This window comes from Methanomicrobium sp. W14, from assembly GCF_017875315.1.
Lineage (GTDB): Archaea > Halobacteriota > Methanomicrobia > Methanomicrobiales > Methanomicrobiaceae > Methanomicrobium.
Map to the genome: position 1 here is coordinate 1,099,856 of NZ_JAGGMM010000001.1, position 15,991 is coordinate 1,115,846.

The 15,991-nt window shown below is 41.5% G+C and carries 17 protein-coding genes and 1 tRNA gene; 10 read left to right on the plus strand and 8 right to left on the minus strand.

Annotated elements, in window-relative coordinates; all coding sequences use genetic code 11:
- The 5 genes from J2128_RS05810 to J2128_RS05830 all read left to right on the plus strand — a co-directional run bounded on the left by J2128_RS05810 (position 1) and on the right by J2128_RS05830 (position 4,300).
- Positions 1-864 (plus strand): ion transporter, encoded by an 864-nt coding sequence (locus tag J2128_RS05810; RefSeq protein WP_209690144.1) that lies wholly within the window; start codon positions 1-3, stop codon positions 862-864.
- A gap of 289 nt (positions 865-1,153) precedes the next feature.
- Positions 1,154-1,888 (plus strand): cobalt transporter CbiM, encoded by a 735-nt coding sequence (gene cbiM / locus J2128_RS05815; protein ID WP_209690145.1) that lies wholly within the window; start codon positions 1,154-1,156, stop codon positions 1,886-1,888.
- Between the two features lie 20 nt (positions 1,889-1,908).
- Positions 1,909-2,238 (plus strand): PDGLE domain-containing protein, encoded by a 330-nt coding sequence (locus J2128_RS05820; RefSeq protein ID WP_209690146.1) that lies wholly within the window; start codon positions 1,909-1,911, stop codon positions 2,236-2,238.
- 238 nt (positions 2,239-2,476) lie between these two features.
- Positions 2,477-3,442: a cobalt ECF transporter T component CbiQ gene (cbiQ, locus tag J2128_RS05825; RefSeq protein WP_209690147.1), complete on the plus strand. Its 966-nt coding sequence runs from the start codon at positions 2,477-2,479 to the stop codon at positions 3,440-3,442.
- A gap of 18 nt (positions 3,443-3,460) precedes the next feature.
- Positions 3,461-4,300: an energy-coupling factor ABC transporter ATP-binding protein gene (locus tag J2128_RS05830; RefSeq protein ID WP_209690148.1), complete on the plus strand. Its 840-nt coding sequence runs from the start codon at positions 3,461-3,463 to the stop codon at positions 4,298-4,300.
- Between the two features lie 42 nt (positions 4,301-4,342).
- On the opposite strand, the gene J2128_RS05835 is transcribed toward J2128_RS05830, so the two are convergent.
- Together J2128_RS05835 and mmp10 are read right to left on the minus strand one after the other, a co-directional pair.
- Entirely contained in the window at positions 4,343-5,500 is a 1,158-nt protein-coding gene (locus J2128_RS05835; protein ID WP_209690149.1) for a TIGR04083 family peptide-modifying radical SAM enzyme, read from the minus strand.
- A 77-nt stretch (positions 5,501-5,577) separates the two neighbouring features.
- Positions 5,578-6,822: a methyl coenzyme M reductase-arginine methyltransferase Mmp10 gene (gene mmp10 / locus J2128_RS05840; RefSeq protein WP_209690150.1), complete on the minus strand. Its 1,245-nt coding sequence runs from the start codon at positions 6,820-6,822 to the stop codon at positions 5,578-5,580.
- Positions 6,823-6,950: 128 nt separating this feature from the next.
- Here mmp10 and J2128_RS05845 point away from each other — a divergent pair.
- From J2128_RS05845 to J2128_RS05865, 5 genes are all read left to right on the plus strand, one after another.
- Positions 6,951-7,022: transfer RNA gene (locus tag J2128_RS05845), tRNA-Thr, on the plus strand.
- 144 nt (positions 7,023-7,166) lie between these two features.
- Positions 7,167-7,358 carry a type II toxin-antitoxin system HicB family antitoxin gene (locus tag J2128_RS05850; protein WP_348632366.1) on the plus strand — a complete coding sequence of 64 codons (192 nt, stop codon included), beginning with the start codon at positions 7,167-7,169 and terminating at the stop codon, positions 7,356-7,358.
- 109 nt (positions 7,359-7,467) lie between these two features.
- Positions 7,468-7,905, plus strand: coding sequence for a hypothetical protein (locus J2128_RS05855; protein WP_209690151.1), 438 nt, complete (start codon positions 7,468-7,470; stop codon positions 7,903-7,905).
- Positions 7,906-8,004: 99 nt separating this feature from the next.
- Positions 8,005-8,346, plus strand: a complete 342-nt coding sequence (locus J2128_RS05860; protein ID WP_209690152.1) for a nucleotidyltransferase family protein — start codon at positions 8,005-8,007, stop codon at positions 8,344-8,346.
- The gene (locus tag J2128_RS05865) at positions 8,333-8,686 is read left to right on the plus strand and encodes a DUF86 domain-containing protein (RefSeq protein WP_209690153.1); all 354 of its coding nucleotides are present in this window, start codon (positions 8,333-8,335) and stop codon (positions 8,684-8,686) included. Before J2128_RS05860 ends, J2128_RS05865 begins: the two co-directional genes overlap by 14 nt.
- Before the next feature lie 21 nt (positions 8,687-8,707).
- On the opposite strand, the gene J2128_RS05870 is transcribed toward J2128_RS05865, so the two are convergent.
- From J2128_RS05870 to J2128_RS05895, 6 genes are all read right to left on the minus strand, one after another.
- Positions 8,708-9,745 (minus strand): DUF3089 domain-containing protein, encoded by a 1,038-nt coding sequence (locus tag J2128_RS05870; protein ID WP_209690154.1) that lies wholly within the window; start codon positions 9,743-9,745, stop codon positions 8,708-8,710.
- Positions 9,746-10,028: 283 nt separating this feature from the next.
- Positions 10,029-11,894, minus strand: coding sequence for a PAS domain-containing protein (locus J2128_RS05875; RefSeq protein ID WP_209690155.1), 1,866 nt, complete (start codon positions 11,892-11,894; stop codon positions 10,029-10,031).
- A gap of 88 nt (positions 11,895-11,982) precedes the next feature.
- Positions 11,983-12,162, minus strand: a complete 180-nt coding sequence (locus J2128_RS05880) for a hypothetical protein (RefSeq protein ID WP_209690156.1) — start codon at positions 12,160-12,162, stop codon at positions 11,983-11,985.
- A gap of 91 nt (positions 12,163-12,253) precedes the next feature.
- Positions 12,254-13,969 (minus strand): SulP family inorganic anion transporter, encoded by a 1,716-nt coding sequence (locus J2128_RS05885; protein ID WP_209690157.1) that lies wholly within the window; start codon positions 13,967-13,969, stop codon positions 12,254-12,256.
- Positions 13,970-14,097: 128 nt separating this feature from the next.
- Positions 14,098-14,946 (minus strand): mechanosensitive ion channel family protein, encoded by an 849-nt coding sequence (locus tag J2128_RS05890; RefSeq protein ID WP_209690158.1) that lies wholly within the window; start codon positions 14,944-14,946, stop codon positions 14,098-14,100.
- Positions 14,943-15,764 carry a DUF432 domain-containing protein gene (locus tag J2128_RS05895; RefSeq protein WP_245323348.1) on the minus strand — a complete coding sequence of 274 codons (822 nt, stop codon included), beginning with the start codon at positions 15,762-15,764 and terminating at the stop codon, positions 14,943-14,945. Before J2128_RS05895 ends, J2128_RS05890 begins: the two co-directional genes overlap by 4 nt.
- Positions 15,765-15,991: the final 227 nt, after the last annotated feature.

A 15,991-nucleotide genomic window follows, 5' to 3' on the forward strand; every position in this document is an offset into this window, starting at 1 on the left:
ATGCTCAAAAGAAAGGTTTACGATATACTTGAATTCAATGATGCTTCAGACCGTATTGCAGCTGCAATAAATATGTTCTTTATCGTTTTGATAATAGTAAGCTCTGCTTCCGTAATTCTTTCAAGCCTGAAGAATTTTGAAAACTACATTCTTTTTCTGGTTATAGACGTCGTATCAGTATTGGTTTTCACTGTTGAGTATATTCTCAGATTATGGTGCTGTACAGAAAACAGGGATTTCAGAAGACCGTTTTTTGGAAGAATCAGATACGCAGTTACTCCTCTTGCAATAATTGATCTGCTTGCAATACTCCCGTTTTATCTTCCTCTTTTTATTGGAATTGATTTAAGAATCCTGAGAATTTTAAGACTTTTTCGTATATTCCGGCTGTTTAAACTCGCAAGATACACCCAGTCATTTAATCTCCTTAAAAAAGTCATATTACACGAGAAAGAAGCACTTGTAATGACTCTTTTTATTTTGGCACTTGTCATAGTAATAGCATCGACTCTGATGTATTATGCAGAAAACAGTGTTCAGCCTGAGGCTTTTGCTTCAATCCCGCATTCAATGTGGTGGGCTGTTGCGACTTTGACAACTGTAGGCTACGGGGACGTATATCCTGTAACACCCATGGGCAAAATTATGGCCAGCGTAATAGCAATTGCCGGAATTGGTTTCGTCGCCCTTCCTACAGGCATTCTTTCGTCGGGCTACATCAGGGAAATAAACTGTGAAAAGGAAACTGCCTGCAATTTCAATATATCAGAGGAAATTGAAAAAGTCTCTTTACTTTATTCAAAAGGCTATCTGACAACTGATGAATTTGAGAATATAAAGCTAAAAATAATCAGGAAATATTAAAAATTCCCAAGAACTCATATTTGTATAAAAACAGATTATGCTGTATTTTTAGGACAATCTAATCAGTATATAATAATCCTTTAAGGGCAGAGATTGAAAGTGTTACTTAAAACTATAAATGGATATTTTCAAATTTTTTTAATACGAATAATAAATTTTACCAGATTTTAGTTTATTAACCAATAGTTTTATTAAATTTAATTAAATTTTATTGTTCAAGAATATTAATTTTTATTACGTTTAGGTATTTTTTTATAATTCCAGCGCCGATAGTAAAACGGGTGTAAAAATGCATATTCCCGATGGTTATCTTGGACCAATTACATTCATCGTAATGTATATCATTATGATCCCGATTTGGATCTACGCAGGCTACAAGGTCCAGAACTACCTTAGATCAAGGCAGATTCCGTATCTTGCAATGGCCGCAGCATTTACTTTTGTTATTATGATGTTTAACGTGCCCATTCCGGGCGGGAGCAGCGGTCATGCAGTTGGAAGCGCTCTGGTTGCAATTATCCTCGGCCCCTGGGCCGCCGTTATTACAACGTCGGTTGCACTTCTAATCCAGTGTCTGGTATTCGGAGACGGTGGCATTACAGCATTTGGTGCCAACTGTTTCAACATGGGTGTAGTAATACCGTTTGTCGGCTACTACACCTACAAGTACATAAGTGGAAAAACTCCTATCACTTCAAATCTGAGAATTGCGGCGGCGGCGGTCGCAGGCTGGCTTGGTCTGTCGGTCGCGGCAGGAGTGGCAGGCTTTGAGATGGGAATACAGCCCGCACTTGAGCATACGGCGGCAGGGGTTCCGCTTTATATGCCCTACGGGCTGAACATAACTCTTCCTGCAATGCTTATTGCACACTGCTGTTTCTTCAGTATAGTTGAGGCATTGGTTACGGCTGTTGCATTCGCATACATTGCACGCAGTGATCCGGCGATTATCTTTGACTACAAAAAAGAAGAAGCGAGTACAGCGGGCACCAAAAAAAACCCTGAAAATCCGCAGGTCTCATAGGATATAACGAAGTGATAAAAATGGAATTCAGCAGAACATTCAAGGTCCTTTTCGTATGTCTTATAGTACTCGTCATAATCGTCCCGATAGGCCTTATCGCAACAGGAACGGCTTACGGCGAATGGGGCAGTGATGAACTGGAGGAGATGGTAGGATACATTCCTTCAGGATTTGCACAGATTGCCGACGTCTGGAGCGCACCTCTTCCGGACTACGACTTTTCCGGCGGTGACCACGAAACCCTGGCGACACAGGCTCCCGGCTACTACATATCCGCAATAATCGGCGTAATCCTCACATTCGGGATACTGTTTATTGCAGGCAGAGCCATGGCAAAAGGCAGGGACTAACCGTTTCCGGCAAAAAAACTTAAACATACCCATTTTTTATTAATACCATAACGGGTCAAAAAGACACTATAAAATATATTATTAAATCAAATGATTCTTAAGATTTTACTGACGCAACGAATAAACCCCGGTCTTTCCGGTTGCGATAAAGATTCTCGCCGAAAAAAATGAAACTGACCGTAATATTCCCTGAGCCCTGAAATAATGACTATACAAAAAATATACGAAGGAAAAAAACTTGACTGAACCGCATACATGCATGCAGATACCCGCGTGGATGAAATCCGGCGAAACAACTGAAGAATGCCCTTCATACGACAACAAAAGGCGGAAGAAGAATTTTATCCAGAAGTCTATATCCGGTGTATTCAGGTTTTTTGACGAATCACTGCAAAATGAAAAATACATCAGGCAAAAAGGCTTTCTTCAAAGCCTTGATCCGAGAGTCAAACTCCTTAGTATAATTGTCATAATACTCGGGGTAAGCATGACAAGGTCAATTGAAGTCCTCCTCCTGATGTATATTCTCTCTCTTATCGCCGCCTATTTCAGCAAAATAGACCTGTTCTTTTTCATAAAGAGAATATGGCTGTTTATCCCGGTTTTTGCAGGCATAATAATCCTGCCCGTTATATTCAACGTGTTTATGCCGGGTGATGCGGCAATTGTCCTTATAAGTCCCGGACAGGGAGCTCACCTGGGGCCGGCAGCACTTCCCGGAGGGCTTACTATAACATGGCAGGGGCTTATTACGGCCACAAGGTTTATATTGAGGGTCGTGACCTGCGTCTCTTTTGCAGTCCTGCTTTTTCTTACCACAAGGCATTCAGTCCTGTTCAAATCGCTCAGAACTTTTCATGTGCCTAAGATATATGTCCTGACGCTTGACATGTGCTACAGGTATATATTCCTCTTTTCAGGCATGATAAGAGACTTTTACATGGCGAAAAAGAGCAGGACACTAAAGCCACTTCCGATGATTAAGGAGCAGAAATGGGTCGGCGAACGTATAGGCCACACGCTCATAAAGTCTCTTAAAACCGGCGAGATGGTGCACATGGCCATGGTCTCGCGGGGGTTCAACGGAGATGCAAAAATTATGGATACATTCTGCGCGAACAGAAGGGATTACATCTCAGGGGTTTTTTCCGTCATCCTGGGTGTATCTCTCATAATATTCTCCCAGATAACTATTATTCACTAAAAAAGGAGCAGAGACAAAATGGACAAATTGTTTGACCTGACCGGTATATCATACAGCTACCCCGGAAATTTCAGGGCATTAAATGACGTCACGCTGTCAATAAGACCTGGTGAAAAGGTTTCGATACTCGGATCAAACGGCAGCGGCAAGTCCACCCTTCTTTCGATACTCGACGCACTGATATTTCCCGATTCCGGCAGCTTTTCCGCCTTCGGAAACCCTGTCAGAAGTGAGATGTTCGATTCGCTTGACGACAACCCTTACAGCCGCTTTTTCAGGAAAAAGGTGGGCTTTGTTTTCCAGAACTCGGACGTTCAGCTATTCTCATCAACAGTCTACGACGAGATTGCCTTCGGACCCCTCCAGCTTGACCTTGACCCTGACGAGGTGAAGGCAAGGACGGAAGAAGTTATGGAGATGATGGGGATAACAAAGCTTAGGGACAGGGCACCACACACCCTCAGCGGCGGCGAAAAGAAAAAGGTCTGCATTGCATCAGTACTTTCCGTAAACCCTGACGTTCTGCTCCTTGACGAACCTACAAGCGGTCTTGACCCGAGAAGCAAGTTCTGGCTCACCGAATTCCTCTCCGGGATGGGCAGAACCAAAAAGACGATTATAACCGCAACGCATGACCTGGAAACGGTAACCGCAATAAGCGACAGGGCCCTTGTTTTCGGCGAAGAGCACAATATCGTTGCAGACAAAAAAAGCCAGGATATTATGGAAGATACACAGCTTCTTGCATCGACAAACCTCATTCACAGCCATATACATTCCCACGGCTCTTTTTCGCATGTGCATTATCACTACCATGAAGGTGAGCATATGCACGGACACGAAGGGGACTGTAAATAATCATAAACATAAAAAAACGATTTTGTTTCAGTAATTTCAGTTTTATTTCATAATTATTCTCTGCATAAGATCTGTGACACCCGCTTTTCTTTTGCGCCTGCGTGAGCGTCCTCCGTACCCCATGCCCTGCGGGGGCTCCTCAAACATCTCCGCATCGAGCCTGGCAGATATTTCATCAAAGATTCTTTTGTACGCCACACAGTGTGGGTCGACCCCTTCAATCTTTCCGCCGGTCGGCGCAATGGCATTGTACGGGCATCCTCCGCGGCAGTAGGTGATATGACAGCAGTCTTTGCAGTTCGAATCGACAAAACTTTTGTATTCCTGCATAAGCTTCCATGCCTTTGAATTCTCAATATCCTCTTTTGAGGGATTGTCATGCACATTTCCCATCAGGTATTCCGGCATTCCGACAAAACGATAGCAAGGGTATATGCCTCCGTCTGGGCCTATCGCAAAAGTTGTCCCCATGCAGTCTGCAAAAGTGCACACACTTCCGTGCCTCGTAAATACGCACCTGCACATGTCGTTTATATTCATTATCTCGGTCCTGTCCATATGAAGAAGAGCCATATCAAGGAGGTATACCAGAAGCTCACCGTACTTTTCCGGCGGGAGTGCATATTTTTCAGGCTCTTTTCCGCGCAGTGAAGGCAGTGCCGGGTGAAGTTTCAACGCAAGTCCGTTGTCCATGAAGTACCTGAAGATCTCCTCTTTTCTTTCAAACGATTCAGTTGTAAAAGTGCAGATAAACCTTACGTCAAGTCCGTTTTCACGTGCGATTCTGCATCCTTCAAGGGTTTTTTCATAGTATCCGACGCCTCTCTGGAGGTCGTTTATGGATTTTGGGCCGTCAAGGCTTGAACCTACAGGGATATTGTATTCTGCAAGGATTTCTGCAATCTCAGGCGTCATCCTCCACAGGTTGGTCTGGATGGCAAAAGTGGGTTCAAGGTGTTTTAAACCTTCGGAGAGAAGAGGGAGTGCCTCCCTGAAAAATCCGGGGCCTGCAAGAAGGGGCTCTCCGCCATGAAATGTCACGGTCACCTGGTAACCCTCAAGTTTTTTCAGCCATTCAACCGCTTTTCTGACGGTTTTTATAGTCATTACGGGAGAGTCCTCCTCCGAACTCCAGCAGTAAAGACAGTTTGAAGGGCACCCGAGAGTCGGAATAATCATTACGTGAAAAGGACTTTTCATCAGGGATTATTTATGCACCGGCTAAAGTATAACTTTCTCTAATTAACCGGCGGACGTTACATCATCGGTAACCGGTATTACTCACGGTCTCTTCCGTACATGTTCATAAGCCGGATAAGTTCGGAAAAGCCGTCCATCTCCATCTGCAGCACACCGTTTTTGTCCATTCCCATGCTTGTCTCCGCATCGGCGGTGAGCATATCTGGCCCTCTTATGACAGTTCTTTCGACACCGTCTGATGAAAGGACTTCTGTTGCCTCCTTTTCATGAACAAAGCTCCTTCCCGGAATAATCACTACTTCACCTATTTTTGAAAGGTCGACTGACTTCAGGTCATCTATTGTTATAAGGCAGGCAATCTCTTTCTGCGTCCCGTACACCCAGGATTTGTTCCCACATGCGTCAAGTATCGTCTGTATGGGACGTGCCGCGATGCTCCCGGTAATTATTGTCGCGTCCTTTTCAACACGTGGAAGTTTTTCCAGAAGGTCGGGCTCATCGGTTATCGCGAAAGGCGAACCGATTTCAGGGTCACCTAACGGCGTTCCGTTTATCTTTATCTTGTACCGGGAGTTCAGGGAAATGACCATTTCCGCGAATTCACGGACTGTTTGAACCCTCTGCCCCTTTATTATAGGGGCGTTTCCAAGTATCAGGCCCTGGTCGGTGCGGTTTGCAAACCTCATCAGTATAATTCCTTTGGCCCCGCACTCCTCGGCGAAGCGGCAGGTATCTTCGAGCGCCTCGCCGTCGTTCACATCAGGTATAATTACCGCCGCGGCATAGACGTCTATTTTTTTGCAGAGCCTCCTGAATACCTCAAGGGAGGCTTTTGGTGTCGGGTCAACCATGTATTCCGAGCGGAGCTTCGGGTCGCTTGCAAATATTGTGTATGATATCTCAGAAAGGCCGTTGTCCACCATGAAGTCTGCAATGTCGGGGTCGTCGAAACCTTTCCCTGACGTGTACCCGATGTGAATCGGAACCTCCATACTCCCGAGGATTTCCATTAAGTCTTTGAACTGCGGGTAGCACGACGGGTCACCGCCGCCGCTTATCGTTATTTTTTCAAGTTCGCCGTCCATCAGCTGGAGGTCTGCAAGGATGTTGTCCGCAACGTCTCTTATGTCTTTGAAGCCTTCGTAATTTTCCCTGACTCCGTTGGTGCAGTAATCACAGCCTTTTGTAAAAGGGAGGCAGTATTTGCACCCGAATGGCTCAGGGTTCTCCTCTTTTTTGAGGCGCTTGAAATAGCAGTAACTGCAGAACCCCCGGCAGTCGATTCCGGGACTTCCCCCAATGTCAACGGTTAGGTGCGCCATATAGTATCTGGGATAATGTTTTGTTATTCCAAGGGATTAAATAATGGTGTTTTAATGACGTTTTCAAAAGGGTTTTCTGAACGCAAACCGCCATCTTTTTTATAGTGAAGATATAACATTATTAGAGCGCCTCAGTGGCTTAGCGGCATAGCGGCTGATTTGTAATCAGCAGGTCGGGGGTTCAATTCCCTCCTGAGGCTTCGGGAAATCACGTTCAAAGCCTTTGAAAATTTTTTTTCCAAGTCTGTTGTGGTATTTTTTTGGGAGAGTCTTTCTGCATTCTTAAACAATCATTTATTTGATTAAAAAGCAGATTAGGACTAAATCTGAAATATAACTGCCTTATAGAAAAAGACGAGGACGGTCATTTTTATGCCTCGGTTCCTTCACTTCCGGGTTGCTTCACACAGGCAAAAACATACGAAGAACTTATAAAGCGTCTGAATGAGGCCGTCAGTCTATATCCTGAGGTAAATGAAAAGCCTGAATCCGATGAAAAGAGAGAATTCGTGGGGGTACAGGCAACCCGAGGTTAAGTCCTGTTAAGGCAAACGATGATTAAGATACTGCATTAAATTTTCCGGCTATTCAGGCTTCTTACGGATCATAAATTTTTACGATTTGAAATACAAATTCCTGAAAAACATGAAACAGAATTTCTGCAAACATTACAAAGGCGACTGCTTCCCGCCGACAAACAGGTACTGCAGGGTATGTCCCGATGCAGAACCTTTCTGCAACAGGTTATGGGAAAAAGTTCTGGAACTGTCGAACTCAAACGGCGGAAAACCGGTTGCACTTCCAAAAACCCGTGCAGTGATGCTTCCAAATAACAATGAAAAAGACAATCACAATATAGTCCACCTTAAAATAAACGTCACGTGGAACCTGACAAAAGAAGACTACCTGCATTACATATCAACAGGACATGCACGAATGGGAAGAAAAGAACAGAGAAAAGACCCTTTTGTCTCACCGAGCCTTACAAGACAGGAGCCATACGTCCATTCGATTACAGAGCTTCTCGGCGGAATAAGTAACCCTTTGGTTTTAGACGTTCAAAAAAAACAGCTTGAAAAATAAATTCCTTTTTGCAGAAAAGAATTGCATAAGTATTCTTATGCAATAGTTTATCTGAATAAACACTATAATTAAAATTAAGTAAAAGCTCGGTTTTATCAAATGAGTTCCGGCGAAGATTCCAACAACAATAAAGAGCGAAAAGAGGAACTGAATAAAATAGTTGCAACTTTAAATAAAAATTACAACCGGCTTTCGCAAAAATACAAAATATCCGAAATCAGTATAATCGGATCATATGCAAGATGTGAACAAACAGAAAAAAGCGATCTGGACATCATGGTAGACTTTTCAGAACCAATTGGCTGGGAAGTTGTTGATCTAAAAGACGAACTTGAAAAAATTCTTAAAAAGAATGTTGATTTAATCCTTAAAGCAGGAATTATACAAAGAAAACGGATTTATGACGGAATTTTAGAGGATGCGGTATATGTCAAAGCGTGATGTCCTGATATCAGTTGATGATATTATTGAGGCCGCAGAGAGAATTTCAGATTATATAAAATACTATTCAAAGGAAGATTTTGAAACTGACCAAAAAACCATAGATGCAGTTGTCAGAAACATCGAAATAATAGGAGAGGCAGCCTCTAATATACCAGAGGATTTTCGTTGCAGGTATCCCCAAATCCCCTGGAAAAGAATTGTTGGCACCAGAAATATTGTAATTCACAAATATTTTGGCGTTGATACCGGCATATTATGGTTTATAATACAAAAACAGCTTCCTGAATTAAAACTTCAAATGATAAAAATGATACATAATATTGAAGAAAAAGAATAGATTAATATAAACTGGATATTATCAAGATAATTCACTTATTTTTTCAGAATTCTTCTCCATATATGCACTAATCCTATCTGCAACATTCTTCCTCAGGTTTTCGTAAAATATCGCGTAGTCATACATATGATAAACTCCTTTTGGGAAAGTGACGCTTGTTGCAGGAAGCTCTTCAGGATTTTTAATGTCAGTTATAACAAGAGCGCTCCCGGCGATTTGTGCAGCCGCAAAACCGGAATACCTGTCAGGTGTCTTCTGGTGCTCATGCTTAAAAAAGCAGGCGCCGAGGTTCATTGATGCCGGTGCAAAAGTATCATCAGTCTTCCAGTTGAGGGGGTTGACAACGAAAGTCCCGGGAATAATCGTCGGCCCCTCCTTTTCCTTTCCTTCTTCATCCGAGATGGTATTGTACAAAACAAAACAGCCTGTGTCATCCCGGCCTTCACTTATTCTTATTAGAGGATTTACCTTTAAATCCAAAGGCGTTATGGAATAACCAATTGTATAGGCACAGACGAGCCGTTTTAACGATTCGGCATCGCCCGCCAGAAGCTCCCCTGCCTTTGAAAGTTCAACGACCCTCACCGAACCCTGGCTGTGTGCGGCAAGAATTACCGGCCTTTCTCCCCTGTTGAAATTCCTGAGGAAATAATCAAAAGCTCTGATAAGGTCATCCTGGCCGAGATTGAAAATCGCTTTTGCATCAGTCAGCATGAGAGGATTTATCTTCACGTTGTTCTGCCTGTAATAAGGTGCATAGATATTAGCCTGCCCGTCAAAGATGCTTGCCTGCTCGACTATAGTCCATTCGGCCTTTTTCCTTAAGTCCGGGTCAGAGATATCCATAAGGTACGTCTTATCATCGGAAAGTATGGTAGGGTAAACCCAGAACACATCAACAGGCTGCTTCTTCCTGATAAAATATTCGGGCAGTTTCACCCAGCATCCGGGGTTTTCGTAGTCAGGGGGCTTTGGAATATCACTGTCGGGATTAAAAGGCGGAAGCTTTTGGGGTATTCCAAGTGATTTTCCTCTCAGGCTTTCAGGAGACAAAAACATTTTCACCCCTGATTTTCCCCGTCCGATTCATGAATTTCCTGTAAAACGGCGGTTCACCACAAATTTCAGGCATTAAAACAACGACAACCAAAAAACACAAAAGGAATGTTAAAATAATACGGTTTCCTCCAATAATTATTCCTGTTGTAAGCCTGTGTAATTAATATCATTATAAATTATCCATTTCAGAATCACTTTTCATGTAAATTCTGAAATTTCTATTTATTCTGTTTGAAAAGTTAAATAAAGCATAAAACACACAAGAACGAATATACTTTAAGTGTCAGTATTTTTTGTATTTGTTTTTGGGAACAAGAATTTCAAACAAAACCCCGTTTTTTCCCGTCTCTTCGATACTTATTCCGGTGATACCCAGAATCTGCCTTGACAGGTACAGTCCAAAACCGGTATTGTCACCATAGTCCGAATTAAAAATAAGCTTTTTTTTATCGGCCGGGATACCTACACCGTCATCCCTGTAACAGATGCAAAGCCCTTTCTTGCTTTCGGAAACTGAAAGGATTATATTTTTCACTTTTTTCCCATGGAGCATGCTGTTTTCAATCAGATTGTAAAATACGGCTCTTATCATCGAATCAGCATAGATACACCATCCGGCTGTATTATTTTCAACACTGACACCTGCGTCTCTGGCGACACCACTCACATCTTCAATGACATTATACAAATTCTGCCACAGAGAACTTTCTGTCCCGAGGTCCTGATACCTGCTTGTAAAAACAACCTGATCCCTTATCCTGTTCAGGCGGTGATTTGCATTTTCAAAAAGGTTCTTACCTCTTTTTGATTTTATTTCATCCTGGATAAGAGACAACGAGGACATAGCCTGCGAAAGGTTGTTTAAAATATCATGACGTGTGATGCTGCTCAAAAGAGAAAGTTTCCGGTTAATTTCGTTCATAGTGTCATGCGCGAGCTTTCCTTTTGAAATATCCAGAACCAGCCCCTCCAGACCGAGAAGCCTGTCGCCTTCAAATACTCCTCTTCCCTGCTCCCACACCCATTTTTCTTCGCCTTCTCTACTATATATCCTGTAAACCAGCTGAAAAGGCTGCCTTTTATTAACACTCTCCTGAATATTATCCCATACTCTCATCCTGTCGTTCGGGTGAATCATCGACCCATATGATATTATTCTGTCGTTGATAATTTCATCAGCAGTATACCCCGTCAGATTCCTGCAGCCGGCACTTATAAACTTCATAGTCCAGTCTGAATTATTGAAGCTCCTGTATACTATACCCGGAAGATTGTCCATCAAAGTCTTCAGGAGGTGTTCTTTTTCAAAAAGATCATATTCTATTTTCTTCATCCGGGTTATATCGGTTACAGTTTCTATAGCTCCTGCAATTCTTCCTTTTTTGTCATAAAAGGGTTTAGCCTTCAGAAGAAGAAATGCACCTTTACCGTCATTTAAAGCAGTCACAAAAACAATTGAGGATAGGCAGAACCCGTCGTTAACTATAGGGTATTTTCCATGCCTTTCAGGTCCTGTATTTTTTAATGCGTAATCCGCAAGACAGGGCCCCGACTCACCGGTAAAAGGAACAGAATAAGCATAATTGCCTTTACCGATTATATCCTCTCTTTTTACACCCGTCATCCTTTCAATGGAAGGATTCCACTCTGTCACTAATCCGGATGTGTCAATTGCAAAAGCTGCATCCGGCAGAAAACGTATGATATCAGAGAGTTTTTCGGGCGTATATTCAGGCATCTCACCAGATATTTTTGAAATTTGCGTTTTTCTTACATAATCCAGAATTTCTGTAAACCGTCCTTCATTGCAGCCTTCTTTCTCAACGTGGTAACAGGCACCACCATTGAATACTTTTATTACATCACTTCCCCTGCCTTTTTCTGCAAAAATAATAAAAGAAACGTTGTTTCCTTTATCTCTCAGGCACTTTAAAAGTGATAAACACTCCATTTCGGAAGTCCCAACACAAGATATCACAAAATCAAAACTATCATTTTCCAAAACTCCCAAAGCGTCATCAAAACCGGATGTTTCCACCCTGATATCACCATATTTTTCAAAAAAATGCCATACGGCATTTAACATATCCGAATCCCCACCGACAAAAAGAAGAGAGAGCATAATATCAGTCCCATATACAACACTCAAGAACTTAATAATTACCACACTATTATATTTGGATTATATTACTACGATAAAAATGTCAGATTAATTCATTAAAGTTAAAAAAAATAGATTATCTTCTTCTGTAGACATTAAGCCCTATTTTTATATCTTCGTTTTCAGGAACCGAAATATTCCCTTCAGTCGATGCAACAGTTATAGACTTGCCTGATTTGGATGCCCCGAATTCCTTTGAGAGGTCAACCTTTATCATCAGAACATTTCCCGAAACTGACATTTCAACGTTTTTCATATCTGAGATATAAGATGTCCCACTATATCAATAAAGAGCAGGCACGGTGAAAGTAAATAACAGGCAAATAAGACTTATGCCCAGACTATAATCAAATATCAGGAGATTTAACCTGTTTATCTAAATTCCTGTAGGCGTAAAGAACGTCTGTCGCATTGGCGAATATGTTTTCCCGGCCGATAAGATCAAAAAATCCGTCTTTCTCCATTTTGTTGAACACAGGGCCTACAATGTCGCATATGACAAAAGTAATGCCTCTTTTCTCAAGCTCATAATATACTTCTTTTAAGGCTTCGGAAGAGGTGTAATCAACATCTCCGATATTTGCGGCAGACAGGCAGAACCACTTCAGGTGAGGCCTGGCAGTAATCGCAAGCGTCACAACCTCACGTGTAAACATACTCTCATTTGCAAAATAGAGATTCGAGCCGAAACGATATATCAAAAGACCTTCTTCCGCCTGCAAACCTTCCGAAAGAGAAGTTGGTCTCCATGCACCGCGAGGTGTAGTTACAAGAAGCGAATTTAAAGGCCGGTAGCTGTGGCGCAGATGGGCTACAATAGAAAATGCAACCGCTATCCCAAGACCTTCCCCCACGCCAAACAAAACAACGGACACTGCTGCAATCAGGGCAACAATAAACTCTACCGGCCTTAAATGAAAAACGGTTATCATTCCTTTAATATCTATCAGTTTAAGGCCGATTACAAAAACAACTGACGCAAGAACTGCCTGCGGAAGATAAGACAAAGGCTTCGTAATAAATACCAGGACAGCTGCTACGACACAGACAGCAACAAGCTGGGACAACTGGGTCCTTCCGCCTGCACTGTCGACCATCTCAGTCTTTGTAGGGCTTCCGTTTACAACAAAAGTCCCGGAAATCCCGGCTGCCGCATTTGAAAAGCCGAGAGCGAGAAGGTCTGTATTTTCGTCATACTTCTCCGAATATTTAAGGGCATAGGCACGTGATGTTGCAGCACTTTGTGCAAGTATAACAAGAAAACAAGCAACCGAAATTTCAACAACTCCTAAAAGATTCTCATAAGGAATAACAGGTAGTGAAATCTGCGGAAGTCCTCCCTGAAATTCACCTAAAAGCTTTATCCCGTAGACTTCAGGACTTGTTATCCAGCCTGCAAATGTCGTTAAAACAACCGCTATAAGTGCACCCGGTATTCTGCTGTCAAAATACCCTGCGGAAACTATGAACGCCACAACACATAATGACAGGATTAATGTAGGTATATTGATGCTTAAAAGACTGTTGAAAATTGATTCCAGGCTGTATATGGAGCCGTCAGACGTACTGCTGCCTCCAAGCATCACTCCAATCTGTCCGAGAGAGATCTGTATCCCTATGCCTGTAAGGAATCCGATAAGAACAGTCTTCGATAAAAAATCTGCAATAAATCCTAATTTCAGAATTCCTGCAGTAATCAGAAGTACGGCGGATATTATCGCTACAACTCCTGCATATGCGACGTATTCAGAGGATTTTGGAACTGCATAAACAATAAGACCGCCTGCAATAATTGCCGCTGTCGCAGAATCGGCACCTACAACCAGATGACGTGAGGAGCCAAGAAAAGCAAATACAAGCATCGGCAGAAGCATTGTATAAAGTCCGGTTACAACAGGCATTCCCGCAATGCTTGTATAACCCATTACTTCAGGTATTGCCAATGAAGCAAAAGTTATACCTGCTATAATCTCAACAGGAACCTGAGACTTTTTCAGAGGCAGTAATGCAGACAGGTAAGGATAATTTTTTATTTTATTTACAAAATTTTTGAAACCTGCCAATAAACAGAACACCTCTCATCCTCAATCTGACAACACAAAGTTTTACCAGTGTGAAATTTTCAAATACTGATAAATCTTCGCTCTATTCTCTTATATAAATTTAATTACCAAAATTCAGGTTTAAAACCTCACCTGCTCTTTTCGCCTGAAAGACTGCACTTGGCCTCATCTGCGAACCACAATGTTCTCTGCGGGAACGGTATCTGAATACCTCCGTCCTCAAGGGCCAGTTTTATCTTCCATAAAAGCTCCATTCTTACGTCCCACCATACTAAAGAAGGCGCCCATACCCTTACACAGATATTTACACTACTCTCATCCAGTTTATCCACATATACTGTAGGCTCAGGATTTTTTAACGCAAAAGGATGCCTGGATACTACTCCTTTTATGATTTTTATTGCTGCGTCAGCATCGTCTTCATACCTTATTCCTACAGTATACTCAAACCGCCTTGCAGCATGCGCCACATAATTTTCTATTTCAGACGTAAACATGGTCTGATTAGGAATTCTTGTAAAGATACCGTCGTAGGTTTTTATCACAGTCGAGAGAATCTGAATATTTTCAACAGTTCCCGTAACATTCCCCACGCCTATAATGTCACCAATTTTTATAGGTCTCTCAAAAAACAGAATTACCCCGGAGATAACATTTGAAAAAAGGCTCTGACCGGCTATACCTATAATAATCGCCAGAAGTCCTCCTGCAACGAAAATACCCGAGAGATCAACTTTTATATATGGCAGAGCTACAAGAAAACCAACTGCAATTATAATCATAGAAATTATTTTGCCTACTGTTTCCCTGTCACTTATTGGAATTTTGTCAGAAATCCGCCTTTTTACATTAATAGAGATTATTTTGGCAATTATTATGGAAGAAAACAGTATCACAAAAAAAATGATTACGTCTATTGTTGTTACCCCGCTCTTTGTCAGGGGGACAAAAAAAACAGATATTAACGAATCACTCAATCAAATCCCCTCTCCATTAGATAATACCTCTTTATAGCCGGAATATTTCGTGTCGTGTAGAGCTCTGCAGATTTCTCCATTCCAACAAGTAAAGGCACATTGAGAAATTCAGTTTCGGCAATATTTTTCTGGTATATTTTCATCTGTGCAACCATTGAAACCAGATTCTCATTGTAATATACCTTCATGCCGTAACTGTCGAAAACCAGTTTTGAAACAGATGCTATAGTGCTGTCTGAATTAATTATAGTAATCGATAAAACTCCCTCTTTGAGTATATCAACTTCAGGAAGGTCTCTTCTCAGATAACTCTTATAGTACTTTACAATTTCACCGTTTGTCGGGTCTCCGTAAAGCGAATATTTTGCTGGCTGAAGCGAAAACAGATCCAAAGGTTCAAGATTCTTTTTTGACTCCAGAAAAACACCGATTTCTATAGGAAAAGTCAGGTAATACATAATATTTGATTCAGGGGAGACCAAAACCCTTTCAAAATCTATTTCCAGATATTTAGTAATATATTTTGGAAGATTTACAGGTTCTACAGGATTAACATGGATTTTTTCGCCAGGTGAAGATATAAGGCATTCATATTTTTCTCCGCAACAATTGCGCACATACCTGTATATGCCATTATTTTCTGTGATATCAATAGTTAACCCTTCCTTTTCAAGATGGACAGGATAACTGTATATTCCGTACATTGCTGAAAAAATAAGATTCATTATTGCTGATAAATCTTTTTGAGATATTAAAAAAACTAATGAAAAAATCAAAAATTCAAATTCCTTTACTTTAATTAAACAGAATAAAAACATCAGTGAAAAAAACGAACAGTGACAAAGAAAGTCATCTTCAAACTCTCAGAACACAAACAGATTGCAAAAACAGAAAATCAATACAAAAAAACGTCTTTCAAAATCACTTACAATTAAATCAAAAAACTAAATCAAAAACACAAAAAAAGACACTCATCACTTCTCTATTAAGCAGTTGCAGCGTTAGATGTTTCCCGAGAACTCGCGTATCTCAGTACACCATCTGA